Source organism: Shewanella mangrovisoli (genome assembly GCF_019457635.1).
Classification (GTDB): Bacteria; Pseudomonadota; Gammaproteobacteria; order Enterobacterales; family Shewanellaceae; genus Shewanella; species Shewanella mangrovisoli.
The window spans coordinates 3,274,822-3,298,493 of sequence record NZ_CP080412.1 but is presented as its reverse complement, the minus strand read 5'-3'; the positions used below and the strand labels follow the sequence as shown (position 1 = coordinate 3,298,493).

Here is a 23,672-nt window from a genome sequence, read left to right as displayed (position 1 = left end):
AGACTAAAAAGGCGCCGCTGTGAACTGAGTCCACTGCGGCGCCTTTTTACATTATTTCGCTTAATTTCACTTAAGCTCGTTTGGAGCTTCAGCAAAATGCGGCTGTGTTTTATAAGCTCGCCTAAGACTTAAGCTTGAGTCTCTTCAAGGCCGCCTAATGCCGAAACCAGTGCGTGCATCAGCGCCACTAACTCACTGCCCATTAAGGCAAAGTCGGCATCGAGGCGCGCCATTGGATCTTCATTCCCTAGCTCATCATTACCCGCTCTAAATTCTTCGGAGAATTTTAAACGTTTTACGCTGGCATCGGATTGCAACAGTAGCGCAATCGATTGGCCAAAGTGCAGGGCGAGTTTATGCACTTCTTTGCCGGTTTCGAGGTGGGCAAGTACTTCATCTTCTTTTAGATCTTGCTGTTTAAAGCGCACGATACCGCCTTCATCGGCGGCCGATTTCAACTCGGCTTCATCTTGCATTTCAAAGGGTAAGGGCGCGCTGCCATCCTTTAACCATTGAGTGAGGTTGGATTCAACTGGCGCTTTAAAGCTTAATGGGATCACTGGCAAGCTGCCTAAGGCCTTACGTAATAAGGTTAATAATTCTTCGGCTTTAGTGGCGCTAGAGCTGTCAACGAGGATCATTTCCAACTCAGGTAAAATCAGCGCGCGAGTTTGGCTGCGACGCGAAAAGGCGCGTGGCAATAGGCTAGTGATGATTTCATCTTTCAGCGCATCTTTTTCTTTTTTGGCGAGCTTACGATTTTCTTCATCTTCAATTTGCGCCACTTTTTCTTCTAATGATTCTTTAATCACTTGGCCTGGCAGAATTTTTTCTTCTTTGGTCACACAGATAAGGTGACGATTGTTTGCGCTGTGTACTAAGGTGCTGCCCTGTTTACCTAAGGCATTGGAAAACCCAAATTTGCTGACGTCTTGGCTGCCGCACGGGGAGAATGTGAAATCGGCGAGTGCGGTTTCAAGTGCTTCTGTCTCGATGGAAAAAGGTTTATTGAAACGGTAAAGAGTAAGATTTTTAAACCACATAAGATGCGCTCATTGGAAAAATAAAGTCGCAGTTTACGGCATAGTTGCAACGGGGTAAACCTACCTTAAATCGTTAAATTTTGCCTTGGTTGCAGAATTCATCAAAATGTAACATTGAAAAAAATCCGGCTGTAACCCTTGGTATATCTCGGTTTTGTCTTTGAGGGGGAAGGCGGCTTCGTGGCGGCTGACCCAAGTTGTCACAATTGAAATAAAACTGAAACAGATTCATTGCAAACTTTCGGTCGTTCCAAACCAATAACCAAGACGAACATAACGTCGAAAGGATTAAATGATGAACGTTTTTTGTAAAACTCTACTTGCTTCTGCGCTAGCTTCTGCAACTCTGGCTTCTGCTTATGCCGCTGAGCCACTGACTGTTTATGGTAAGTTGAACGTTACCGCTCAATCAAATGATGAGAAAGGTGATTCTACAACAACTATTCAAAGTAATGCTTCTCGTTTTGGTGTGAAGGGCGATTTCGAACTGTCTAGCTCGCTGGAAGCGTTCTACACAGTTGAATACGAAGTTGATACTGGCGCTGCAACAAGCGACAACTTCAAAGCCCGTAACCAATTCGTTGGTTTAAAAGGTGCATTTGGTTCTTTCTCTGTTGGTCGTAACGACACTCTGTTAAAGATCTCTCAAGGTAACGTTGACCAGTTCAACGATTTATCAGGTGACTTAAAGAGCCTGTTCAAAGGTGAAAACCGTTTAGGCCAAACGGCAACTTACCTGTCACCTTCAATCGGTGGTTTCGTATTCGGTGCAACTTATGCTGCTGAAGGCGATGCTGACCAACAAGCTCAAGACGGTTTCAGCTTAGCCGCTATGTACGGTGACGCTAAACTGAAAAAATCACCTTTCTACGCTGCTATCGCTTACGATTCTGACGTAAAAGGTTACGAAATCCTGCGTGCATCGGTACAAGGTAAAATCGCTGATTTAACCTTAGGTGGTATGTACCAACAACAGGAACAAACTTACAAAAACTCTTTACCTGTTAACACTGACAGCGTGAACGGTTACCTGTTAAGCGCCGCTTACGATATCAACGCAGTGACCTTAAAAGCTCAATACCAAGACATGGAAGACTTAGGTGATTCATGGTCAGTGGGTGCGGACTACAGCTTAGGTAAGCCAACGAAAGTGTTTGCTTTCTATACTAACCGCTCTATGGAAGCGTCTAACGACGATGACAAATACATCGGTGTTGGTTTAGAACACAAGTTCTAATCTCAGCATTAAGGTTGAATTAAGGAGGCTTAGGCCTCCTTTTTTATTGCGATAAACAAACAGTTATATAAACTTAATATGACAATTATCGCGACAATATTGCTTTTGCGGCATGCTTATTCATAAATCTGTAATAAAAATGACTAATAATAGCCGTGTTGACATTCACTGACAGAAAATCACTTATGACTGCAAGGATATTGATAGTAGAAGACGAGTTAGCCATCCGCGAGATGCTGACTTTTGTAATGGAACAGCATGGGTTTACAACCTCTGCGGCGGAAGATTTTGATTCGGCCATTGCGCTGCTAAAGGAGCCTTACCCCGATCTGATTTTGTTGGATTGGATGTTTCCTGGTGGAAGTGGTATTCAATTGGCCAAACGCCTCAAGCAGGATGAGTTTACCCGTCAGATCCCCATTATTATGTTAACCGCTCGCGGTGAAGAAGAAGATAAGGTTAAGGGCCTCGAAGTGGGCGCCGATGACTATATCACTAAACCTTTCTCACCCAAGGAGCTGGTGGCGCGTATTAAGGCCGTGTTGCGCCGTAGCGCGCCGACCCGCCTCGAAGAAACCATCGATGTACAAGGATTGTTACTCGACCCCGTGAGCCATAGGGTGAGTGTTGGCGATACCGTACTCGATATGGGACCAACGGAATTCCGTTTATTACACTTCTTTATGACACACCCTGAACGTGTTTACAGCCGCGAACAGCTGCTCGATAACGTTTGGGGAACCAATGTGTATGTAGAAGACAGAACCGTGGATGTACACATCCGTCGCCTGCGTAAAGCGGTTGAAGAATCGGGTCATGATCGCCTTATTCAAACGGTTCGTGGTGCAGGTTATCGTTTCTCTACACGCATTTAGTGCCAAATAAGAGATAGGCACAGGTTAGCTTTTAAGCTATCTTGTGCTCCTCCTATTTAGCCTGATGTCTGGGTTTATTTATGTTCGACTCTTATTCAGGGTACCGGCTGTTTTCGCGCTTAGCGGTGTTTTTACTGCTTTGTTTGCTGATTGGTTTATTGGTAGGGAAACCCCTCTGGATACTTATCATTGGATTGCTAGGACTGGTGTTCTGGCATTACCGTCAGTTAGCGCGTCTCAATTTCTGGTTATGGCGAGATAGAAAATTAACACCTCCCCAAGGCAGTGGCAGTTGGGAAGGGGTGTTTAACGGCATATACCGTCTACAGGGCAAAAATCGTCGTCGAGTGGGTCAACTAGCCGCCTTGCTAGGACGTTTTCGCCAAGGGGCCGAGGCCTTGCCCGATGCGGCAGTTGTACTCGACTCTGAACACAATATCTTATGGTGTAACAAGTTAGCTCAGCTGATATTAGGCTTTGTCTGGCCACAGGATAATGGTCAACGCATCGATAACTTGATCCGCCATCCTGATTTTTCGGCCTATATCAAAGCCGGAAAATATAAAGATCCCTTAGAGCTGGCCTCGCCCGTGTCCGATAGACGGCTGCTGGAAATCCGTATCATGGCCTATGGCGATAGGCAGTTATTGCTCATTGCCCGCGATATTACACGGATAAGACAACTCGAAGGTATGCGTAAAGAATTTGTCGCCAATGTGTCACACGAACTGAAAACCCCGCTCACTGTATTGCAGGGTTATTTAGAGATGATGCAAAGCATGGCGGAACCCGATTCGATGAACGCTAAGCCCTTAGCCTTAATGCAGCAGCAGACACGGCGAATGCAGTCGATGGTGGAGCAATTATTGGTGTTATCACGCATCGAAGATGCGGCGGATATTAACCTTGAGAACACCGTAAACATGGCGCAGCTGATGGAAGTCTTAAAGGAAGAGGCTAAGGCGCTGGCGCAGGACAAGTACGAGCTAAGCTTCCACTGTGAAGCGGGACTTAACTCCCATGGCAATGAGTTACAGCTTAGAAGTGCTTGTTCTAATTTGATTTCGAATGCGATTCGCTACACAGAGCCCGGCGGCAAAATTACCGTGCAATGGCGCAGTGTGGCAACCGGTGGCCTCTTTAGTGTGACGGATACCGGTGAGGGGATCGCGCCGCAGCATATTAGTCGCTTAACCGAGCGTTTTTATCGCGTCGACAGTGCGCGCTCAAGGCAAACCGGTGGTAGTGGCCTTGGCTTAGCCATTGTGAAACACGCTTTGAGTCATCACCACAGTGAGCTCAATATCAGCAGTGAATTGGGTAAAGGCAGTACTTTTAGCTTTGTGATCCCATCCCATTTGATTGAACGCAAAAAGTAATTGTCAAAGAAACGCATATTATTTTTACATATAAAACAGGCCATTATGGCCTGTTTTGCTTTTAACACTTTAACAATGCGAGGTTTTTTTCAAAAAAATGCGAAAAATGTGTTTTGTCATCTAAGTGTCACATCTTGGACATAGAATTGTCATTGTAGCGATTGATACTGGCTGCGTCTGAAGAAACTTAAGTTAGAAATTAGTTAGCTTATTACTGGAGCACATAATGAAACTGAAAAAGCTTGTCGGCGCGATGACCCTCACAGCCGCTGGTGTATTCTCTGCCACTGCAATGGCATCTGTTGATCAATCTCTGCCAACTTACGAGAAAGCAAGTGGTGTATCAGGCAACCTTTCGTCTGTAGGTTCAGATACTTTAGCCAACATGATGACTCTGTGGGCTGAAGAATTTAAACAGATGTACCCTAACGTAAACATCCAAATTCAAGCTGCGGGCTCTTCTACTGCGCCACCAGCATTAACTGAAGGTACTTCACAATTCGGCCCTATGAGCCGCAAAATGAAGCCTAACGAAGAAGAAGCCTTCGAAAAACACTATGGTTACAAGCCAACTGCAGTTCGTGTTGCGATTGACGCTTTAGCGGTATTCGTACACAAAGATAACCCAATCAAAGGCTTAACTGTTGAACAAGTTGACGGTATTTTCTCTTCTACTCACAAGTGTGGTAGCAGCGATATCCAACGTTGGGGCGACTTAGGTCTTGACGGTAACTGGTCAGCAAAAGACGTACAATTGTACGGTCGTAACTCAGTATCAGGCACTTACGGTTACTTCAAAGAGCATGCTCTGTGTAAAGGTGACTTCAAGGCCAACGTAAACGAGCAACCAGGTTCTGCTTCTGTGGTTCAGTCAGTGTCTCAATCACTGAACGCTATCGGTTACTCAGGTATCGGTTATAAAACTGCTGGCGTGAAAGCTGTTGCCATCGCGAAGAAAGGTAACGAGTTTATCGAAGCGACTGCAGAAAACGCAGCGAATGGTACTTACCCATTATCACGTTACTTATATGTATACGTGAACAAGCAACCAAACAAAGACTTAGCACCAATGGAAAAAGAATTCATCCGTTACGTGCTGTCTAAGCAAGGTCAGCAAGTGGTAGAAAAAGACGGTTATGTGACTCTACCTAAGAGCGTAGTTGCTAAAGATTTAGAACAGTTAGGTATCCGCCTCTAATTCTTAATCGCTAAACCTTAAGGGTCTCTTCGGAGGCCCTTTTTGTTTTTGGGCCCTAAATCACGAACTTGAGTAGGGGGTTATCATTTTGGGGTGATTGATGGCTGACGCTGACGACTGTAATACCAATCGTATTAAATATCTGTTCATTCAGCGGGAGTTAAATGGGCTTTAGACAAGGCGAAGGCTTAAAGGCATAGTGGCGCTCTGTCGAAAGCCTTAAACGCAGTATAAAGCCCGTTCAACCCCGCCCTTCGGGAGCCTCACAGGCATCTGAACTGATTAGATATTTAATGTGATTGGTATAAATGGACATAAAAAAAGCAACCTAATAAGGTTGCTGTAAATTCCAATTCGGAATCCGGGGACGGTCGCGCTAGAAACCATCTAAAGGAGAATGATGATGAACGAAGAAACTCTTGCAAAGATTCGGTTCATAATATCTGACTCAAGGACGCGAAATTAGTTCAGCAAAAATAGAAAATATTTGAAAATATTTTTTATGTTTTCCTTTATGCATTGAAAAGTATGTGAATTTTATTGTTTATGGTGAGTTGAAGTTGATTATTGCAAGCTATCGACTCAAGCATTGTTACAAAATGCGGATGTGAGGAAGGTTTATTCGATTGCGCAGGAGTAAATCAGCGGCTGATAATATGGTCAGATAATTTTCCGTCCACAGGTTAGCTAAGTGATGCTGTTAGAAAATCAGCAAATACCAATCGCCCCCGCAACATGGGATTTAACCCGAGATTACCATTCTTTTGCCAACAGTGACCAAGTGCAGGTCACGCACTTATCCCTCGCGCTAAAAGTCGACTTTGCGACTCGTACTCTGCTCGGGGAAGCAACGCTGTCATTGCGTTATCTTGAACCACAGGTTGGCGAGCTATGGCTCGATAGTCGCGATTTAAGCATTTTATCGGTCAAGACTGATGAAGCCGCGCTGGCATTTCATCTTGAAGCAGCCGATGACATTCTCGGGCAGAAATTAGTCATCCAGTTACCCCAAGCGCAGTGCGAAAGAATCTATATTCGTTACCAAACCTCACCGGAGGCTGAAGGGCTACAGTGGCTTACACCTGAACAAACGGCGGGCAAAGCATTACCTTATCTCTTTAGTCAGTCTCAGCCCATTAATGCCCGCAGTTGGATCCCCTTGCAGGATTCGCCAAAGGTGCGGATCACCTTCGATGCGCACGTTGAGGTGCCGAAGGGCATGCGCGCCGTGATGAGTGCAATGAACGACCCTGATACACCGCTCGAAGGTCAATTCAAATTCGAGATGGAAAAGCCCATTCCCACCCATTTGCTGGCTTTAGCGGTGGGCGACTTAGCCTTTCAAGCCATAGGTCCGCGCAGCGGCGTGTATACCGAGCCTTGTATGTTGGCAGCCGCAGCGACTGAGTTTGCCGATACCGAACACATGCTGGATGTGGCGCAATCCCTCTTAGGCCCTTATGCCTGGGGCCGTTATGACATGATCATCTTGCCACCGAGTTTTCCTTTCGGCGGCATGGAAAACCCGCGTTTAGCTTTTTTAACCCCAACTCTGATTGCGGGGGATAAAAGCTTAGTGTCGACGGTCGCCCACGAGTTAGCACATTCGTGGACGGGCAATCTGGTCAGTAACGCGACTTGGCGCGATCTCTGGCTAAATGAAGGTTTTACGACCTACTTTACCAATCGGATTGTCGAAGAAGTCTATGGCAAGGAACAAGCCGAGTTGGAATGGGTCATTGAATTTGGCCGACTACAAGAAGAAATGGCGGCTTTACCGCTCCACAGGCAAACGCTGCCCGCCAATGTGCAGCAGGCCGACCCTAATCTGGCCTTTAACCGTTTTACCTACGATAAGGCATCGATGTTCGTCCATGAGCTAGAACATCGCCTCGGTCGCACCGAATTCGATAAGTTTCTGTTTGCCTATGTGCAGCACTTTGCCTTTAAGGCGATCACCACCGAAGTGTTTGTCGAATACGCGAAAGTGGCTTTAGTCGAAGCCTATCCCGATAAAATAAGTGAAGTCGAGCTGTTGGAATGGATTTATGGCGAAGGTTTGCCTCAAGGTTATGTGGGACCCACATCGCGAAGTTTAGATAAGGTCGATAGTGCCTTGGATGACTTCTTACAGGGCAAGGCGGCCAGCGAGCTTAAGGTAAAAGGTTGGCGAGTTCATCATTGGCAGTACTTTTTGACCCAATTGCCCGAAGTGTTGTCGCAGGTGCAATTAATGGATTTGGACGATACCTTTAAGTTGACCGAGTCTAGCAATGCTGAAATTGCCTGCGATTGGTTTAGGGTCGCTATCCGCAATCATTATGATCCTGTGTTACCTGCGTTAAGTGCTTATTTGCAGCGCATTGGCCGCGGCAAGTTTGTTCGTCCACTTTATGCGGAGTTGCAAGTTGCCGGCTATCACACTGAGTTACAACAAATCTATGCCAGTGCGAGGGCGGGTTACCATCCTTCGATTCAAGTGCAACTTGATAGAATGCTGAAGGGGTAAAATACAGATAAAAAAATGGCAACCTAAGGTTGCCATAAAAGAATCAAAGTAGGAGACAAAGGAATGCAGTGCGCTAGCGTGTATTCGATTGCTTCCCAAAAGGGAGATGATGATGAACGACCAACCAATTCGACTCTATGCAATAACTTGAAACTGTTTCATTGAATTAAACGGCGCGTTTTATCCATTTAATCCTTTGCTAAAGTTTTCATTTAGCAATCAATTCTGCATTAAAGCGGATTTGTTAATCCTTACATATAGTCAGACTAAGACCTTTTGATAAAGTTCAGTTGGCGGCTAAAAATTTTTAAATTTATTTTTGGCCTTGCTGGCATCAGCATATTGAGTTGTTGGTGCGTAGCTACATTTATTTTACATATAAAACATGGACATAAAAAAAGGCAACCAAACGGTTGCCTAGTGACCTATTCCTAGGTCAAGGGGGCTGCGCTAGAAGCCCCAGGGAGAATGATGAACATGAAAAAGACATTCGCTGTTCAATATGTTTGAGGGGCTTATAGAATTAAAGTTCCATCGAAAATAAAAAATAACTTAAATTTTTTATTTAATAATAAAATTTCAATGGGATAGCGTGCGGATTATTTTAAAAGCGCTTCTATCTTGTCACTAATGGCCTCTGGTTTTGTGGTTGGTGCAAAGCGAGCGACCACTTCGCCCTGACGATTAATTAAGAATTTAGTGAAATTCCACTTAATGCGTTCTGTGCCTAATACGCCCGGCGCGGCTTTTTTTAGGTACTGATATAAAGGGTGAGTGTGCTCACCGTTTACCTCGATTTTCGAAAACAGCGGAAAGCTCACGCCAAAGTTGAGTTCACAAAAACTTTGGATGCCTTTCTCATCGGCTTTTTCTTGGGCGCCAAACTGATTGCATGGGAAGCCTAAAACCACCAATCCCTGCGCTTTATATTTTTGATAGAGCGCCTCTAAGCCCTTGTACTGTGGTGTAAAACCGCACTCACTGGCGGTATTCACAATTAAGATCACTTTGCCTTGATATTGCGCCAGTGCCGTTGGATTGCCTTGAATGTCGTTTGCGCTATGGCTATAGATAGTCGATGTCATCATTACCTCCTTAGGTGTGATGATTAGCATAAATAATAGTTTGGTTGTTATCAATTTATTTGTGTGCAATTTATTTTGCGGGTTTGCTAATCTTCTTCAATATCAATATAGTTACGCTAATTTTTATCTCAGCAGAAGGGCATTTATGTGACTGAACATGAAGCCGAATACGAAACAAACACACAGGCCGATGTCGGGCAGGTTGTTCAGCAACTCACTGAAGTTGAAGGTGAAGAACAGGCAGAAGTGTTCAGTGAAATTTTAAATGAAGCTGAGCCTGGCACGGTTGCCTTAGTGCTGGAGTCATTACCCTTAGACGAGCGTTACGAGCGTTGGCAACAGGTTGAGTTTAGTGACCGTGTGACTGTGCTGAGTTTAATGCGCGCCGATCCGCGTATGGGGATCTTAAAGCAGATGCCCGACAATGAGGTGGATCTGCTGTTTGCGCAGCTCAGTCCTGAGGATTTGATTGAGTGGAGTGATTATCTCCCCGAAAGTTTTACCGACCGCGCCTTGGCGCAAATGGGCGAACGTCAGCGGCAGCGCTTCGAGCTGTACGACCAATATTCCGAAAATGAGATTGGTCGTTATACCGATCATCAAATGTTAGTGCTCAGCGATAAGGCGACTGTGGCTCAGGCGCAGCGGTTTTTCAGGCGAATCGAACTCGACTGTAACGACAACTTATTTATTGTCGATGAGGCGGATAAATATCTCGGTACGGTCAGACGTTATGATATTTTCAAGCATGATCCCTCTGAGCCGCTGATTTCACTGTTATCGGAAGACAGTCGCGCCTTAACCGCGGATACCACGCTACTCGATGCTGCCGAGGCGATAGAGCATAGCCGCGAAATTGAGTTACCCGTTATCGATGAGGCTGGGGAGCTGATTGGCCGTGTCACCCTAAGGGCCGCCACCGCCTTAGTGCGTGAGCATTACGAAGCGCAATTAATGGCGACCGCGGGTATGGATGAGTCCGACGACTTATTCGCCCCGATCATCAAAGGTGCGCAGCGCCGCGCCGTATGGTTAGGGATTAACTTACTCACGGCATTTTTGGCCTCGGCAACCATTGGGTTATTTGAGAATGTCTTATCTCAAGTGGTGGCACTTGCGGTGCTGATGCCGATAGTGGCATCCATGGGCGGGATTGCGGGGAGTCAGTCGCTCACCTTGATGATCCGCGGTATGGCGATGGGGCAGATTTCTGCGGGTAACTTATTCTCTTTAATGAAGAACGAGTTAGGCATTGGCTTAGTCAATGGCACCCTGTGGGCGATTGTGATTGGACTGGTGGCGGGCTGGTGGTTTGCCGACAGCACCATAGGCATAGTGATAGGCTGCGCGATTTTGATCAATATGGCGGTCGCGGCGTTGGCCGGGGTGTTTGTCCCTATGGTCTTGCAGCGATTTAACCAAGATGCGGCGCTCTCTGGCTCGGTGATTTTAACCACAGTGACCGATGTGGTGGGCTTTTTCACCTTCCTCGGTATGGCGACGATACTGTATCTCTAAGTGGCTTTTGGTTGTTTAACTCATTTGTATGAATCAAAACGATATTCAATTTGTCCTTTGCCAAAACGCAGCCGAATTAGCGGCTGCGGCGGCATTAATCGATCGGCGGGATGATAACGCGCATCCCCTCGACCATCAGTCCTTTACTCTGTCCCGCGCTGTTATATTGGCGAAAACCCTCGAGGGTGAGATGGTTGGCTGCGCGGCGATTAAGGCAGGTTCTGGCCCCGTGGGGGAACTCGGTTATCTGGTGGTCTCGCCTTTGTACCGTCGCCGTGGCATAGCCCAAGGGCTTACTCTTAAGCGGATTGAAGTGGCTAAAGCACAGGGGATTGCCCTGTTATTTGCCACCATTCGAGATGAGAACAATGCCAGTCGAGTGAATTTACTCAAAGCTGGATTTCACTTTTGGCGGAACTATTTAAGTATTAGAGGCACGGGGAATACCGTAGGTTGGTATTACTTAGCTTTGCAGGAAAGTGTCGATATCGACGGCATAATGCAATCTTTAGTTGGAGATCGGGTGCCTGCACCCTAAATGTTTTCGAGTTGTTTAATTTAGGTTTTATTGGTGTTTTTTACCGGTTTTCGTTTGGTTTCAAATTCAAAAATCTTCGCGACTCTCAACTAAATATGCAGATTTTCTTTTTTTATTCGGTATGATCCGCGCCATTACCCACAGTCATTATTGAGGTGTTTTTATGGCTAAGTTCAGAGTAGCAAGTGTCTTATTATTGAGTGCAGCCGCACTACAGGTGAATGCGTCAGAATTTAATCTTGGGTTAAACAACGATGTGGTTTCTACCGAGTTAGAGCTGCAAGTGAATAAAGATGTCAATGCAGTATTAGGATATATTTATTCAGACGATAGCGGTCATATTGCCCAAGGCGCAATGCACATGACCCACGATGTTGGCGTACACCACTTCGAAGTCGGTGCTAAGTTAAGCCAGTTATGGGCAGATGATGCGCCAAACGGCAGTGCCGTGTCAGTGGGCGGTCGTTATGCCTTGGCGTTAGGGCCAAATATCTCTTTGCATGCCGCCGCTTACTATGCGCCATCGGTATTGTCTTTCGGTAATGTCGATGGTCAATACGAGTTAGATTCAAAGGTGCAGTACCGCGTGAACCCTAATATGGCGTTCTATGTGGGTTACCGTAAGATTGCCTTCGAATATGATCACGCCCGTGATTTTACCTTCGAAGATGGCGTTTACATCGGCGGTAAATTCCGCTTCTAATCTCGCTTTTATTGAGTGGCCAACACTACGGCCACTTCGATGTCAAAGCCGGCCAAGGTTAACTTCGCCGGCTTTTCCATTTAGCTTTCAGTTCACTGTAACTTGGCAGGATGGAGGAAAAAATCACCAGTCCTATGCCAATACAAACCACAATGCTTAAGTGCTCATCCAAAAACCACCAGCCAAACAATGCAGCAAAAATAAGGCCTGTGTATTCCACTGGGGCCATTTGGCTGGCATCGGCACGCCGATAGGCATGGATGATGAGGTAGGTCATACCGATATAAAACAGCCCTAAGGTTAAGCCAACTTGGGCGACGGGCAGGCTAAAGTCGGCACCCTCGTACCAAGTTGCCGGTATCAGAAAAACCATCGCAAAGGCATTAGACCAAAAGAGCGTTGAAAAGGGATGCTCATGGGTTGAATATGCCTTCAAAATCAGGCTGTTTGTTGCCGAAGTCATGGCGCCAAAAAAGGCCAAGCCAATGTAGAGGTTAAATTCCGTCGGCTGACTTATCAGCAAAATGCCCGTAAAGCCAATAATCCCCGCAACGGTGCGACGATAACCAATACGCTCATTTAAAAAGAAGGCGGACATCAGCAACAGTAACAATGGGGAGGTATAAATCACTGCCGTTACGGTTGCGAGAGGCAAGTGTAATACGGCCAGCATAAAGATGGCATTGCCTAGCCCAATCAACAGCGCTCGGCTTAAGTGCACTTTGTAGAAGGGGCTTAACTTAAGGTTCCCCTGTAGGCGCCAGACAAAGGGAAGCACCAAAAGCGTGGCAAATAATTGGCGATAAAGCACAAGTTGAAATACGGGCGCATTGGTTTCAAGCAACTTAACCAATAGGTTGCCGCTGGCAATCAATAATTGTGCAGCTAAAATCATCAATAATGGTGCCATAGGTATCCAAGTGAACGTCTGATATTGAGGCTAAGGTGTTGTCCCTTAAGTTAACGACTAAAATATCATCATAAGGCACCCAATTGCCGACTAATTTAGTCTAATCAATTGTAAAAAATAAAATGTAGTCATAAAGTTAACACTTTAAATTGATTTTCTGCGTGGAACGAGACGCTGGTATATAAACTTAGATACCTATGAGTAAACCTAACTTGCAACATTTTTGGTGCTTTTTGCTGCTTCTTTGGACATTTAGTCCGTTTGCCCATAGCGCTGAAATTGCGTTGGATTCCCCCTATTTATTCCATGCCGATGCGAAACAGCTCCCTCCCGAGCATTTTAATGATGTGACCCAGTGGATGGGGCAACTTGAGGAGGCTCGTTCAGTAAGCCTTGCGGGCGGTGATTATTGGATGGTATCACCGGTAATGGTCAATAGTCGTCAAAGCCATTGGGTGGTGGATGCCAGTAATTCTATTGTAGAATCAGTCGATTATTGGTTACTTGGCAGTGATGGCTCAGTGCAAACGGCCCACAGTGGTTACTATGCGCCCTATGAATTTTTATTCGATTACGGCCGTAAAGTACGACTGAATATGGGGACCGATTATTGGTTAGTGACTCGACTCAGTAGCCGCTATTATTCCTCCGCGCCCGAATTGGCGATAGAGTCGGAAGAAGTGCACCAGTTAACCAACGACCGTGTGGCCATGGCGATACTGATTTGTTTAGGGGGATTGCTCTTTATCGCTCTATACAATCTACTGATTTACATCTCTATTTTTGATAAGGCCTTCTTATACTATGGTCTTTATGTATTGACCTATTTTGGTGGCTGGGCACTGACCTTCCATTTACCGGCGCATCTATTTAACTTCCATCAGCTTGAATTACATCATCTGTTTTTTATCAGCTTGCCGATATTTAACATCATGTTCTACAAGCACTTCTTACAGTTACCTAGCTATTCGCCTAGATTATGGCGGCTTAGCCAATATTTATTAGTCGCGTGTATTTTAGCCTTGCCGACCAGTATTTGGTTATTGCCCTATACCGCGATTATTGCCTCTGTCTTAATCATGCTGTGGATTGCGTTAGCGATCACCTGTGGCAATGTGTGCTTGATGAAAGGCTTTGCCCCCGCGCGCTATTTCATCATGGCCTTTAGTTGTTTGCTGTTGCCTGCGGTGATTATCTTACCGGGCAATATGGGGATCACCCCTGATTTTATTGAACATGCCGAGTTTGCGACACTACTGGGTGGCACTGTGGATGCTTTGCTGTTATCCCTTGCGTTAGCGAATAAGCTCAAACTGTTGGCTGAAGAGCGCAAGGCCCACATTGAAGAACTCGGTATCGCCTGGGAGAAGGCCCGACTCGATGGTTTAACCCGGGTGGGCAATCGTTATGCCTTTGATGAATATATGAATTCGCAATTAACCTTTGCCGATAAGGTTGTACAACCAACAGCCTTGGTGCTGCTCAATGTCGACAGCCTTAAAATGGTGAATGATACCTTAGGGCATCAAGAAGGAGACCGTTTACTGCAAAATCTAGTGCAGTTTTTGCAGGCGACCAATATTGCTCACCTTAAGATTTACCGGATCAGCGGCGATGAGTTTGTGCTTATTCTGCCTGCAAATGGCATGGGGACCTTAACCAGCAGCTTAAAGGGATTAACGGCGCAATTTGCCGCCGAAGGCTTAAAGGATTGTCAGTTTAGTTTTGGCGTTGCCATCAATAGCGATGTGGCCGAACCCCACGAGTGGCTACGCTGCGCCGACAGCCATTTGTATCAGTCGCGAATGGAAAAACGTCGTCAAGAATACGCCGATACCCGCGCGGGTGAGATAGTCTCCGTTTAAAAGAGTGTCAATTTAGAAGAGTGCTTATTTAAAAGAGTCTCGATTTAAAAGACGGCCTATTTAAATTTGAATACACAATATCTGGATAAAAAAGGGGCTGCATAACGCAGCCCCTTTGCATTTAGGCGAAGTCTTTTTCGCCTTTGATAATCGCCGGATGGCCGCAGATGGCTTTGGCGGTATGCATGCCCGCCATGGTAGCGGCCTCCACACAACCGGCGTTGAGGCCGGTTTTAATCCAGTCCCCCGTCATATACAGATTGTCGATACCTGTGCCATCCGTGGTGATCCGATATTGTGAGCTGCCTTTAACGGACAAGACGTAACGCTCGGAAGGATCCACATTGGCGCGCCAATATTGGCTATCGAATCGCGCTTCACCTTGGCGGTTTTGTTCATCGTGCAACCATTCCCAGGGGAAGCTGTCGCCAACCTGTTGCCACAGCTTATGAATTTCCGTATTGAGCTGATTGATGGCGCCAGCCTTAGCTTCGGCGGTTTTACGCTGCTGGAAACCGATATCGGTGCGTGGTGGGTACGCATCAACAGGTAAAGCCGAGCAGAAATAACTGGCATTTTTAGGCTCTAGGCCGCGCCAGTCTTCTTTATCGAGCAATTGGTCCATTGATGCCCACGTATCGAAGGGCTCGGTAAAGCCTGATAAGACGGGCTGCTCGCCATCCTCAGAATAATTTGGCCAACCCATACCATTAAGATCTTGATTCATCCACAGTTGATAGGCTTGGGTCGCGACTGTCTGCACTTTGTCAACACAGGTTTTGAGCGCCGGACTCTGCGCCATCACCTCGCTCGCCACATGGGGGACAGATCCTAATGACAGACCAAAAATCACTTTGTCGAAGTCCACGCCTTTTTGCAGACGTTTTTTCGGTAGCGCCTGACCAAATTTCGCCTCGTACAGGTTGTCCCAATCGCTCCAGAAGTGCTCCAGATTAATATCATGGGCTTTTAGCAATGCGGCTTGCTCAGGCTCGAGCTGATCATAATTTGGCGTGCTGGGCCAGCAGGCTAAGCCTTTAACATCCACGAGTGGATTATACTCTTTAAGTGAAGGTGCCAGTGCGACTTGCTCTGTGATTTCAATCGCTTGAATGCTGTTGTTGCGGCATTCTAAATTATCGACCCGATTGAAGAAGTGGAAATTAACCCCGCGCCGTTTCAGCACTTCATAGTAGGGGGTAAAGACCACATCTCCCATACCCGCCTGCATTTTCCACATGACTCCGCCTTGATAACACAGAGCGATACGCAGCATGGAGCGAATAATGGTGCCCGCTTCGACATTCGGTTTGTCGAAGTTGCCTTTTTCGTAGGCAAACACCAGATCATAAAAACCGCGAACCGGCGCGCTGTCGACCGTGTATTTTTGGCTGGCGCCATGTTTGGTTAACCATTCGCGGTAATCGTAGTCGTTGATGGCATCGAAGCCCTTTTCAAACACATCATCGACAAACATCCCTTTTAAGATGGTTAAGCCTAAGTCGACGGCGATATACAGATGGCGTAACTCGTCGTTAGTGTCTAAATGGTCGCTAAAGCGTTTAACCAGCCTTTGGTGCAGGGCATCGACGGCGGATTCAACCAAACCATCGTCACTCTCGCTGTGAACATGCTCATCGCATTCACGGCCAATCATTTGATTAAAATGGCATTCGAGCTTGTTACCAAGAGCGTCGAGGGAGTCCATCGCATCATCAACCGAATCTTCTAACTTATCCTTCAGCCGTTCAAACCAGCCGATATCGAGCCAGTTTTTCGGCGTCGCCATAGCTTTTTCATCGGCTTCCAGGAGGGAGTCCATGTCCTTTAGCCATTCTTTTATCCAAGCAAAGGCGGCCTTAACTACCTTCCAGAAGGTTAAGGTTTCGGTACCATCTCCAGGGATCCCTGGGAGTGTTGGAAAGGTGATTGGCCAGCTAACGGAGCGGCCATTAATTTCTTCCTGCAGCACAATAAAATTATGGGGTTTAAAGGCATCGAAGAAGGTCGCCAGCGGCGCTTCCGGTGGGCGGTCTAATTCTGCATAGGCTTTACGCATCAAGGCGCAGGCATTTTGGTAAAAACCAAACCAGATATGCAGGCCATGCTCTTCAATCCGTTGCCCCATCGCGGCATTACGGCCACTTGCGCCCTTGCCGCCGATACGCCAGCCTAATTGATAGACATCAATCTCATATTGATTCTGCCAACCGGGCCTGTCGGTGAGATAACTGGCGGCGGTCATGGCGGCGACGCCACCGCCAAGAATGGCAATTTTTTGTTTTTTGATTTCCGAGTTATCGACCAGCACTTCGCCCGGCGGCACTTCAAAATCAAAGTTCACATGGTAGGGCAGTAATACATGCTGCTCGCCAACTTCGACGCCTAGCGTCTCTTTGAGTGGGAAGCTGGCGTTATCAAAAATGGTGGCAACAAAGTCATTTTCCAACAGGGCGACACTGTGCACTTTGTTGACCCGTGCGGGCGCCGCGGTAACCGCCTGATAAACCGCTTTTTGGCCTGAAGCATCCGGAAACTGTTTTAAAAACACTTGGTCGATGGCAGGCTTAAACAGCAAATGAAACAGTTGCTCCTCACCGAGTTTATCCAGCTCTGGAATAAAATCCGTTTGTTCTTTAAAGAGTTGCCAGGTTTGGGCTATGGCCTCTAGCGTGGTGAGCTGCGCCTCGGGCTTGGCATTGCAATTCACCTCAATCAGCGGGTGCATGGCAAGCTCAGTGTCAGGACTAAAGTGTAAGAAGCTCTTTGTTGCCAAGGAGAGGCGGGTTAATGGCTCACCGACCGCGGGCATAGTGTATTCACACAAATACTTGGGATAACCGAACAACTCGCGACCATTGATCAGGGCCATCGCATCATTTACCCAAATATGCAGCGGCTGAAAATACACATGGCTGATGGCTGTGCTGTTGCTATTGTCTTGGCGACCGACCATGACCCAAGTGATGATGTCGGTTTCTTGGATCCAACCCTTGGCCCTGTCGGTTGGGTCTTCTGAATAGGCTTTTTCGATTTGGGTGAAGGTTGTCAGTACGTAGGGCGACAGTACTTTAAAGTACATGGCGCTTCCGGCCACTTGATTGAGCGTTTTATCGATGGAGCGCTGCAGGTTGGCGAGTTTTCCCTTGAGAAAAAAGCCGTACATATCGGCTTTATTCAACACTAAGGGCGAGTGCATCAACATACTGCCAGGGGGATAGATAAAATCGGGGCGTTGTTTTTCCATGGGATCATCCTTTAAACCCGTCAAGATGTGTCAGGTGGTTTGGTAAACAAAAGGCGTTAATAAACCCTAAAGAGCATAGGGTAAATCAACTCATTAGCCTATTGATTTTACAATTGAATCAAAACGGAAAGGATGAAGGACAACTTGTACTAACTAGCAAGTTGGAGGTTATCCAACTTGCTCGGATTTGACTGGCTTATTAAAGCTCGAATTTGCTAAGGCAAACGGGTGTTTATCGGTTACTTCGATTTATGCTGATAGAAATCCACCTCTGCATCATCTGAATAACGGCGCTTAGTATCCCTGCGACGTTGTTTTACGCGTTTGTTTTTTTGCTTACCTTTGACGTTATCGCCCCATGGCGCATCATCGTCGTCAAATTCATAGGAGTGTGACATGGTCAAAATTCCAAAAATACCTGTGCCATTCTCAGCACTCGATCTTTTTACCCAAAGGCGAGATTAAGCTAAAGCGAAATATTTAATCACTGATGGTGAAAAGTTTTGTCCAAGAAGGGGCGATACGTCTTAATGGAGTTGCATTGGCGATTTTACCCAGCGCCATAGGGTTTATCTTGATGATTATTAAATGAATAAGATTAAAAGCGCATTCATATTGTGTGGAGGTAAAAAGAATGGCACTCAAGGGATGAGTGCCAAGTTCTGATAAAAAATAAGGAGTTAGTGCTAGGGCGTGTTGACGTTTCGAGATTAGATTTTGTTCGTTCTGGCAAGCACGTGCTCGCGAAACGAGGAATGATGTGTAGTCATTCTACTCAAATGATGAGTGACAAAGAGCAAGGGTTTGCCAGACGAACCCTTCGGGCAGCATTTAGCTGGCTTTTCTGCCGCGTTATCGTCCGTTTATGTAGAATAACTACACTGCACGGACTTTGCCTTGCATAAAAGCCAGCCAAACTGCTGCAAAAATAACCCTGAAACGTCAACACGCCCTAATAATTGCGCTGCATGCGCGCTACAAACATTCCATCTGTATTGGCCTCGAAGGGCCATACGGTCAACATTTCTGTTTGTTCGCCAGTAAAGGGGTGGCGGATGGGCACTAAGCTGAACTCGGGATGTTGTTGTAAAAAGGCGGAAACCACTTGCTCATTTTCTACAGGCGACAATGAGCAAGTAGCATAGACTAAGCTTCCGCCCTGTTTTACCGCCTTGCTGCTGCGGCTTAAAATATCCAGTTGGAGTGCAGCTTTATCAGTGACGGCATCGAGGCTGTCGAGCCAGCGCATATCGGGATTACGGCGCCAGGTGCCCGTGCAGCTACAGGGCGCGTCGACTAATACTCCATCAAAATGGTTGGCATCGACTGGCAGCGCATCACTGCGCCAGCGCGCAATGCTGATGCCATCAAACCTTGCCCGCTGGGCACGTTTGCTGAGTTCTTCTAAGGCGTGGGCGCGAATATCCGACGACACAATTGAGCCTACCAATGGGCTGTGCTTAGTCGCGGCCGTTTGCATCAGTGAACGCAATTGCAGGGTTTTTCCACCCGCACCACTGCAGGCATCCCACCAGTGTTGCCAGGGCACTGGTGCACAGATTTGACCTATCACTTGCGAGGCTAAATCTTGGATCTCGATTTTGCCTTCTTTATAGAGTGATATTTCATTGAGATTCATGCTCTTAGTGCCAAGATTGATGGCATCTTCAAAATAGAGGCTCAGGCTCGCATCTATCCCAAGTGCTTGCAGTTGTTTGACTGCTGTTTGGCTGTTGATTCCCTGCGCACGTCCCCAAATCGGTGGGCGGCTAGACATGGCTTCGATGAGATTTGGACGCAGTTCTGGCGCAATCGGGCATATCTGCCAAAACCATTCGGGTAATAAATCTGTGAGTTCGAAGGACGCTTGGGGAAATTGCTGCCGTACCAGTGCCAATTTATCTGTTAAGCTGCTAACGCTAAGGGATTGAAGTTGTTGATAATCAACCGGCGATTGGGCGAGCTCATGCCAGGCTTGGGCGATATCCTGCCATGGATGCGCTTCGATTAAGGCGCTCGTACTGAGCATGGCAAAAAATTGTGGCGCCTGTTGATGATCGCCCGTGGCTTTAAACCAGCCCCACCAACGGAACAGGCTAAATAAGGATTCGCGGATGACTTTGCGGTCCTTAGAACCGTGCTTTTTATGTTCCCTAAAGTAGTTCGCGAGCACTCGGTCGGCGGGTTGCTTGGTATTTAAAATCTCATCGAACAATAACTTAATGGTATTGGCATAACTTAATCCGCGTTTTTGCGCGAGGGTTTGCGGTTCGATATCCACTGTTGATGCCATGATTGCTGATGATAAGCCGTTTGGATTGCCCATAAAGTTAGCCTGAAAAGGGGCCCGGCCGAGTGACATTCATCCGATGGGATGAATATGGCCAAGCAAATCAATAAGTGGCGCAGAGTGTAGCAGTTTTACGCATCACTAGCAGTAAAAAAGCCCCAATGCTAAGTTGGGGCTTGATGGGTAAAAACGAATGCGGGCGTGAGGAGATGATGACCTACTTAGTCACCATTTTCTGGATTTGCTTAGCACGCTCTTCATCACTCAAAACCGAAGGCGGAGGTGTCACTATGCCTTTTTGGCAAGCGGGACGCAGGGCTAGCTCGTCTAACCAACGTTGTAAGTGAGTGAGTCCTTCCATATTGATGCCGCTCCATTCATGGATGCGCACCCAAGGCCAAGTCGCGATATCGGCAATGGTGTATTCATCACCGGCCAGATACTGATGCTTGGCTAACTGGGTATTCATTACCTCAAACAAACGTCGACCTTCTTTTTGATAACGTTCAATGGCCGCGGGGATTTTTTCGGGGAAGTAACGGTAAAAAACGTTAGCTTGACCCATCATAGGGCCGACACCGCTCATTTGGAACATGAGCCATTGAATGACCTGTGAGCGTTTTTTAGGATCGGCAGGCAAAAACTTACCCGTTTTTTCAGCCAGATACAGAAGAATTGCGCCGGACTCGAACACCACAAAGTCCTCGTTATCTCGGTCGATAATGGCTGGAATACGGCCATTAGGGTTAATGGCGAGAAACTCAGGCTGTTTCTGTTCGTTAGTGTTGAAATCTAACTTATGCACTCGATAGTCGAGACCCATTTCTTCGAGCGCGATGGAAATTTTAAAACCGTTCGGGGTCGCGGCGGTATATAAATCAATCATAGTTATCCCTTAAGTCTTAACTGGTTAATGCTTAACTTGGCTGCCCAATAGGGCATCGCTGTCAGTTTTTTGGGGTAAGCGACACTATCGCAGGGCGCTGGGCCACTGTCGCAAACCATGCCTGAATGTGGGGCAGTGTGTCATCCACTTGAATATCTAAGTTTTTAATAAAGCTGATAAAAACGTATGCAGAAATGTCGGCAATCGTAAAGTTATCGCTCGCCACATAGCTTGATTTGGCTAATTGTTGGTCTAAGGTCGGCAGGAAGTCAATGACCCGTTGGCGTGATTCTGCGCCCCAGGCTTCGACGCAATTTTCCCTGTCTTTGTAAATACCCGTCAGGTTTCTAAAGGCTTGAAAGCCGACCATCAACCCTTGTAGTTCGATAATGCGCTGCCACATTTCGACTCTGGCACGCTCTAGTGGACTGTTGCCAAAGAGTGATGTTTCACTCGGATGGATTTCTTCTAAATAGCGGCAAATAGCCACGGATTCACATAGATAGCTTTCATCATTGAGTTCGAGCAGGGGAATTCGGCCGTTTAAGCTTTTGGCTTTAAATTCAGGGCTGAGGTTTTCGCCGCCGCGAATGTCCACACTCACACGTGGAATGTCGATGCCTTTCTCGGCGAGGAAAATACTCACGCGTCTTGCGCTTGGCGTAGGGGCTAATTCATAAAGCTTCATGCTCTTTCCTTCTGTGAATCTGTAAGTTTGGCCAAATAGGGCTTTAACGGAACGATCGGTTAGGATAGAATTTACGCCATATCTAAACGGTCAGTCAAGAATGTTTTTACCCCGTGATATTCCGTTTAATGCAGGCATCAATCTAGGTTTGGACCATGGCACGCAGTTGTAATTTTGATAGACAGGAAAAGCTTATTCAGGCGATGGAGCTGTTTTGGCGAAAGGGATTTGCCGAGACCTCGATTGCCGATCTGGTCGAACACTTAGGGATTAATCGCTTCAGCTTGTATAACAGTTTTGGCGATAAACAGAGTTTGTATCGCGAATCCCTGCGCTTTTATCTCGATCATTATTCCTTCGGCGCGAAGGAGCAAATTCTGCACGCACAGGCCGGTCTGAGTGAGATCTTGACCTATTTAGCGCGATTTGTGGCCTTGCAGCGTGAGCAAGAGTACGGCTGCTTTATGCAGAATGCGGTGATGGAAAAATGCCTCGACGATGACTGCGTGCAGCAGGAGTGCCAGCGTTTATTCACCCAGTTGCAGACTAACTTTACTGATGTATTGCGCTACAGTCAGTTGCAGGGCGAGTTATCTCAATCGGTTCAACCTGAGTCGCTCGCGGCTTTTTTAGTGCTTCAATTACAAGGGATTAGAGTGCTAGGCAAGGCGAAGGAATACGGCCTATTGGATAATGCATTTAAGGTTTTAAGCGAATACCTTAAGAGTCTCGCATTAAGGCCACTTAAGCTCGTCGATGGGAAATAGCGCTTAAGCAAAACCGAAAAGCATGAGGCCAAGTGAGTGCTTGGCCTCGTCAACAGTAAAACTTATGCAAACAACTATGGAAAAGCTAAAAGTCCAATTCGAGGGCGAAGCACAAGTAGGCCATCAATTGGCTACAGTGGGCGAATTGTTCGGCGCAGTAGCGGGCGGCATCGGCTTGGCAGAGTCGCTCGAAGGGGATTGGTTTTAGCGCGATAAAGTCCTTACGTTTCAGTTCGTCCAGCATTGGGTGATGCTTATCGAATCCCTTAGGCGGGCGCGTCAAACTGTCACCATCCATCACAAATCCATGACTGGTTAAGGTCTGTAGCGCCTTTTTATAGCCGTTGGGGTTTTCATCGATACAAGTCCGAATGGCATTCAGCACCTTGGATTCGGGATGCCAAATACCAGCGGCAATAAAACATCCATCCTCGGCAATGTGTAAATACAGCCCAGGTGCATGCACATCCTTACCCTGAAAATGCCGAAACTGGATCCCCACATTGGTCTTGTAGGGCGTTTTGTCGTTGCTAAAACGGCTATCGCGCTGTGGGCGCATTAAGCTGCCACCGACTTTTTTGGCAACCGCCGTTAATCTTGGGGAAATAGCCACAATATCAGGCTGAATTTGCTCGATAAAACGCAGCGCAGGGGTTCTGACCTTACTTTCATATTCTTCCTGATGGGCTTTAAACCAGTCACGGGAGTTATTGAGCGCTAGCAGTTTGAGAAAATCTAAGCTGGCGGCTGTAAATGCCAACTCGGTTTGGGGTTGTGCGGTTAGCTTAGTCATGTCCATAAAACCTTTGAGGTGCTTGAGACTGGGATTCCGACCGTTAATCAAAACAGGCTAGTGCGAGTTGAACAAATGCGCGTGGATATTGCAAATTCTTCGAGCATTTCTCAGCAGTTACCATCAGTTTGTGATTTACAT

Annotated in this window: 19 protein-coding genes; 10 read left to right on the top strand and 9 right to left on the bottom strand. The window is 46.8% G+C overall.

Translation table 11 applies throughout. From position 1 onward, the window contains the following. Nucleotides 1-128 precede the first annotated feature (128 nt). Nucleotides 129-1,043 (bottom strand): recombination-associated protein RdgC, encoded by a 915-nt coding sequence (rdgC, locus tag K0H60_RS14505; protein WP_220056167.1) that lies wholly within the window; start codon nucleotides 1,041-1,043, stop codon nucleotides 129-131. 292 nt (nucleotides 1,044-1,335) lie between these two features. Here rdgC and K0H60_RS14500 point away from each other — a divergent pair, with 292 nt between their 5' ends. The 5 genes from K0H60_RS14500 (at nucleotide 1,336) to K0H60_RS14480 (ending at nucleotide 8,241) form a co-directional block, all read left to right on the top strand. Beyond that, nucleotides 1,336-2,280 carry a porin gene (locus K0H60_RS14500; RefSeq protein WP_011717746.1) on the top strand — a complete coding sequence of 315 codons (945 nt, stop codon included), beginning with the start codon at nucleotides 1,336-1,338 and terminating at the stop codon, nucleotides 2,278-2,280. Nucleotides 2,281-2,465: 185 nt separating this feature from the next. Next, nucleotides 2,466-3,155, top strand: a complete 690-nt coding sequence (gene phoB / locus K0H60_RS14495; RefSeq protein WP_011623460.1) for a phosphate regulon transcriptional regulator PhoB — start codon at nucleotides 2,466-2,468, stop codon at nucleotides 3,153-3,155. Between the two features lie 80 nt (nucleotides 3,156-3,235). After that, nucleotides 3,236-4,534: a phosphate regulon sensor histidine kinase PhoR gene (gene phoR, locus K0H60_RS14490; RefSeq protein ID WP_220056166.1), complete on the top strand. Its 1,299-nt coding sequence runs from the start codon at nucleotides 3,236-3,238 to the stop codon at nucleotides 4,532-4,534. Between the two features lie 226 nt (nucleotides 4,535-4,760). Continuing rightward, on the top strand, nucleotides 4,761-5,732 hold the full coding sequence (locus tag K0H60_RS14485; RefSeq protein WP_011623458.1) for a PstS family phosphate ABC transporter substrate-binding protein: 972 nt from the start codon (nucleotides 4,761-4,763) through the stop codon (nucleotides 5,730-5,732). Nucleotides 5,733-6,426: 694 nt separating this feature from the next. Beyond that, nucleotides 6,427-8,241, top strand: a complete 1,815-nt coding sequence (locus K0H60_RS14480; protein ID WP_220058177.1) for a M1 family metallopeptidase — start codon at nucleotides 6,427-6,429, stop codon at nucleotides 8,239-8,241. 599 nt (nucleotides 8,242-8,840) lie between these two features. Here the strand turns inward: K0H60_RS14480 and K0H60_RS14475 are convergent. Next, the gene (locus K0H60_RS14475; protein ID WP_011626764.1) at nucleotides 8,841-9,326 is read right to left on the bottom strand and encodes a glutathione peroxidase; all 486 of its coding nucleotides are present in this window, start codon (nucleotides 9,324-9,326) and stop codon (nucleotides 8,841-8,843) included. A 147-nt stretch (nucleotides 9,327-9,473) separates the two neighbouring features. Here K0H60_RS14475 and K0H60_RS14470 point away from each other — a divergent pair, with 147 nt between their 5' ends. The 3 genes from K0H60_RS14470 to K0H60_RS14460 all read left to right on the top strand — a co-directional run bounded on the left by K0H60_RS14470 (nucleotide 9,474) and on the right by K0H60_RS14460 (nucleotide 12,085). Continuing rightward, nucleotides 9,474-10,844, top strand: a complete 1,371-nt coding sequence (locus K0H60_RS14470; RefSeq protein WP_011626763.1) for a magnesium transporter — start codon at nucleotides 9,474-9,476, stop codon at nucleotides 10,842-10,844. 28 nt (nucleotides 10,845-10,872) lie between these two features. Continuing rightward, nucleotides 10,873-11,382: a GNAT family N-acetyltransferase gene (locus K0H60_RS14465; RefSeq protein ID WP_220056165.1), complete on the top strand. Its 510-nt coding sequence runs from the start codon at nucleotides 10,873-10,875 to the stop codon at nucleotides 11,380-11,382. Between the two features lie 163 nt (nucleotides 11,383-11,545). After that, entirely contained in the window at nucleotides 11,546-12,085 is a 540-nt protein-coding gene (locus tag K0H60_RS14460) for a YfaZ family protein (protein ID WP_011717740.1), read from the top strand. 58 nt (nucleotides 12,086-12,143) lie between these two features. On the opposite strand, the gene K0H60_RS14455 is transcribed toward K0H60_RS14460, so the two are convergent. Further along, entirely contained in the window at nucleotides 12,144-12,995 is an 852-nt protein-coding gene (locus tag K0H60_RS14455) for a DMT family transporter (RefSeq protein WP_011717739.1), read from the bottom strand. 197 nt (nucleotides 12,996-13,192) lie between these two features. On the opposite strand from K0H60_RS14455, the gene K0H60_RS14450 reads away from it, so the two are divergent. After that, nucleotides 13,193-14,860 carry a diguanylate cyclase gene (locus K0H60_RS14450; RefSeq protein WP_220056164.1) on the top strand — a complete coding sequence of 556 codons (1,668 nt, stop codon included), beginning with the start codon at nucleotides 13,193-13,195 and terminating at the stop codon, nucleotides 14,858-14,860. Nucleotides 14,861-14,981: 121 nt separating this feature from the next. Here the strand turns inward: K0H60_RS14450 and K0H60_RS14445 are convergent, their stop codons facing one another. The 5 genes from K0H60_RS14445 to K0H60_RS14425 all read right to left on the bottom strand — a co-directional run bounded on the left by K0H60_RS14445 (nucleotide 14,982) and on the right by K0H60_RS14425 (nucleotide 21,971). Then, the gene (locus tag K0H60_RS14445) at nucleotides 14,982-18,107 is read right to left on the bottom strand and encodes an NAD(P)-binding protein (protein ID WP_220056163.1); all 3,126 of its coding nucleotides are present in this window, start codon (nucleotides 18,105-18,107) and stop codon (nucleotides 14,982-14,984) included. 239 nt (nucleotides 18,108-18,346) lie between these two features. Continuing rightward, nucleotides 18,347-18,505, bottom strand: coding sequence for a hypothetical protein (locus tag K0H60_RS14440; RefSeq protein WP_011626757.1), 159 nt, complete (start codon nucleotides 18,503-18,505; stop codon nucleotides 18,347-18,349). A 554-nt stretch (nucleotides 18,506-19,059) separates the two neighbouring features. Continuing rightward, a complete protein-coding gene (locus tag K0H60_RS14435) occupies nucleotides 19,060-20,433 on the bottom strand; it encodes an RsmB/NOP family class I SAM-dependent RNA methyltransferase (protein WP_220056162.1) in 1,374 nt (457 codons plus the stop codon). Nucleotides 20,434-20,614: 181 nt separating this feature from the next. Next, entirely contained in the window at nucleotides 20,615-21,283 is a 669-nt protein-coding gene (locus K0H60_RS14430; protein ID WP_037416621.1) for a glutathione S-transferase family protein, read from the bottom strand. Nucleotides 21,284-21,344: 61 nt separating this feature from the next. Beyond that, entirely contained in the window at nucleotides 21,345-21,971 is a 627-nt protein-coding gene (locus K0H60_RS14425; protein WP_220056161.1) for a glutathione S-transferase, read from the bottom strand. Between the two features lie 155 nt (nucleotides 21,972-22,126). Here K0H60_RS14425 and K0H60_RS14420 point away from each other — a divergent pair, with 155 nt between their 5' ends. Continuing rightward, the gene (locus K0H60_RS14420; protein WP_220056160.1) at nucleotides 22,127-22,738 is read left to right on the top strand and encodes a TetR/AcrR family transcriptional regulator; all 612 of its coding nucleotides are present in this window, start codon (nucleotides 22,127-22,129) and stop codon (nucleotides 22,736-22,738) included. Nucleotides 22,739-22,823: 85 nt separating this feature from the next. Here the strand turns inward: K0H60_RS14420 and K0H60_RS14415 are convergent, their stop codons facing one another. Continuing rightward, complete coding sequence (locus tag K0H60_RS14415) at nucleotides 22,824-23,531, bottom strand: DUF2461 domain-containing protein (RefSeq protein WP_220056159.1); 708 nt, start codon at nucleotides 23,529-23,531, stop codon at nucleotides 22,824-22,826. Between the last annotated feature and the right edge of the window lie 141 nt (nucleotides 23,532-23,672).

Excerpts from the sequence above, each read along its gene's own strand:
- K0H60_RS14450 (WP_220056164.1), top strand. The coding sequence starts at position 13,193 with ATGAGTAAACCTAACTTGCAACATTTTTGGTGCTTTTTGCTGCTTCTT.
- K0H60_RS14460 (WP_011717740.1), top strand. The coding sequence starts at position 11,546 with ATGGCTAAGTTCAGAGTAGCAAGTGTCTTATTATTGAGTGCAGCCGCA.
- K0H60_RS14445 (WP_220056163.1), bottom strand. The coding sequence starts at position 18,107 with ATGGAAAAACAACGCCCCGATTTTATCTATCCCCCTGGCAGTATGTTG.
- K0H60_RS14430 (WP_037416621.1), bottom strand. The coding sequence starts at position 21,283 with ATGATTGATTTATATACCGCCGCGACCCCGAACGGTTTTAAAATTTCC.
- phoB (WP_011623460.1), top strand. The coding sequence starts at position 2,466 with ATGACTGCAAGGATATTGATAGTAGAAGACGAGTTAGCCATCCGCGAG.
- K0H60_RS14415 (WP_220056159.1), bottom strand. The coding sequence starts at position 23,531 with ATGACTAAGCTAACCGCACAACCCCAAACCGAGTTGGCATTTACAGCC.
- K0H60_RS14500 (WP_011717746.1), top strand. The coding sequence starts at position 1,336 with ATGATGAACGTTTTTTGTAAAACTCTACTTGCTTCTGCGCTAGCTTCT.
- K0H60_RS14475 (WP_011626764.1), bottom strand. The coding sequence starts at position 9,326 with ATGACATCGACTATCTATAGCCATAGCGCAAACGACATTCAAGGCAAT.
- rdgC (WP_220056167.1), bottom strand. The coding sequence starts at position 1,043 with ATGTGGTTTAAAAATCTTACTCTTTACCGTTTCAATAAACCTTTTTCC.
- K0H60_RS14480 (WP_220058177.1), top strand. The coding sequence starts at position 6,427 with ATGCTGTTAGAAAATCAGCAAATACCAATCGCCCCCGCAACATGGGAT.
- phoR (WP_220056166.1), top strand. The coding sequence starts at position 3,236 with ATGTTCGACTCTTATTCAGGGTACCGGCTGTTTTCGCGCTTAGCGGTG.
- K0H60_RS14435 (WP_220056162.1), bottom strand. The coding sequence starts at position 20,433 with ATGGGCAATCCAAACGGCTTATCATCAGCAATCATGGCATCAACAGTG.
- K0H60_RS14425 (WP_220056161.1), bottom strand. The coding sequence starts at position 21,971 with ATGAAGCTTTATGAATTAGCCCCTACGCCAAGCGCAAGACGCGTGAGT.
- K0H60_RS14465 (WP_220056165.1), top strand. The coding sequence starts at position 10,873 with ATGAATCAAAACGATATTCAATTTGTCCTTTGCCAAAACGCAGCCGAA.
- K0H60_RS14455 (WP_011717739.1), bottom strand. The coding sequence starts at position 12,995 with ATGGCACCATTATTGATGATTTTAGCTGCACAATTATTGATTGCCAGC.
- K0H60_RS14485 (WP_011623458.1), top strand. The coding sequence starts at position 4,761 with ATGAAACTGAAAAAGCTTGTCGGCGCGATGACCCTCACAGCCGCTGGT.
- K0H60_RS14440 (WP_011626757.1), bottom strand. The coding sequence starts at position 18,505 with ATGTCACACTCCTATGAATTTGACGACGATGATGCGCCATGGGGCGAT.
- K0H60_RS14420 (WP_220056160.1), top strand. The coding sequence starts at position 22,127 with ATGGCACGCAGTTGTAATTTTGATAGACAGGAAAAGCTTATTCAGGCG.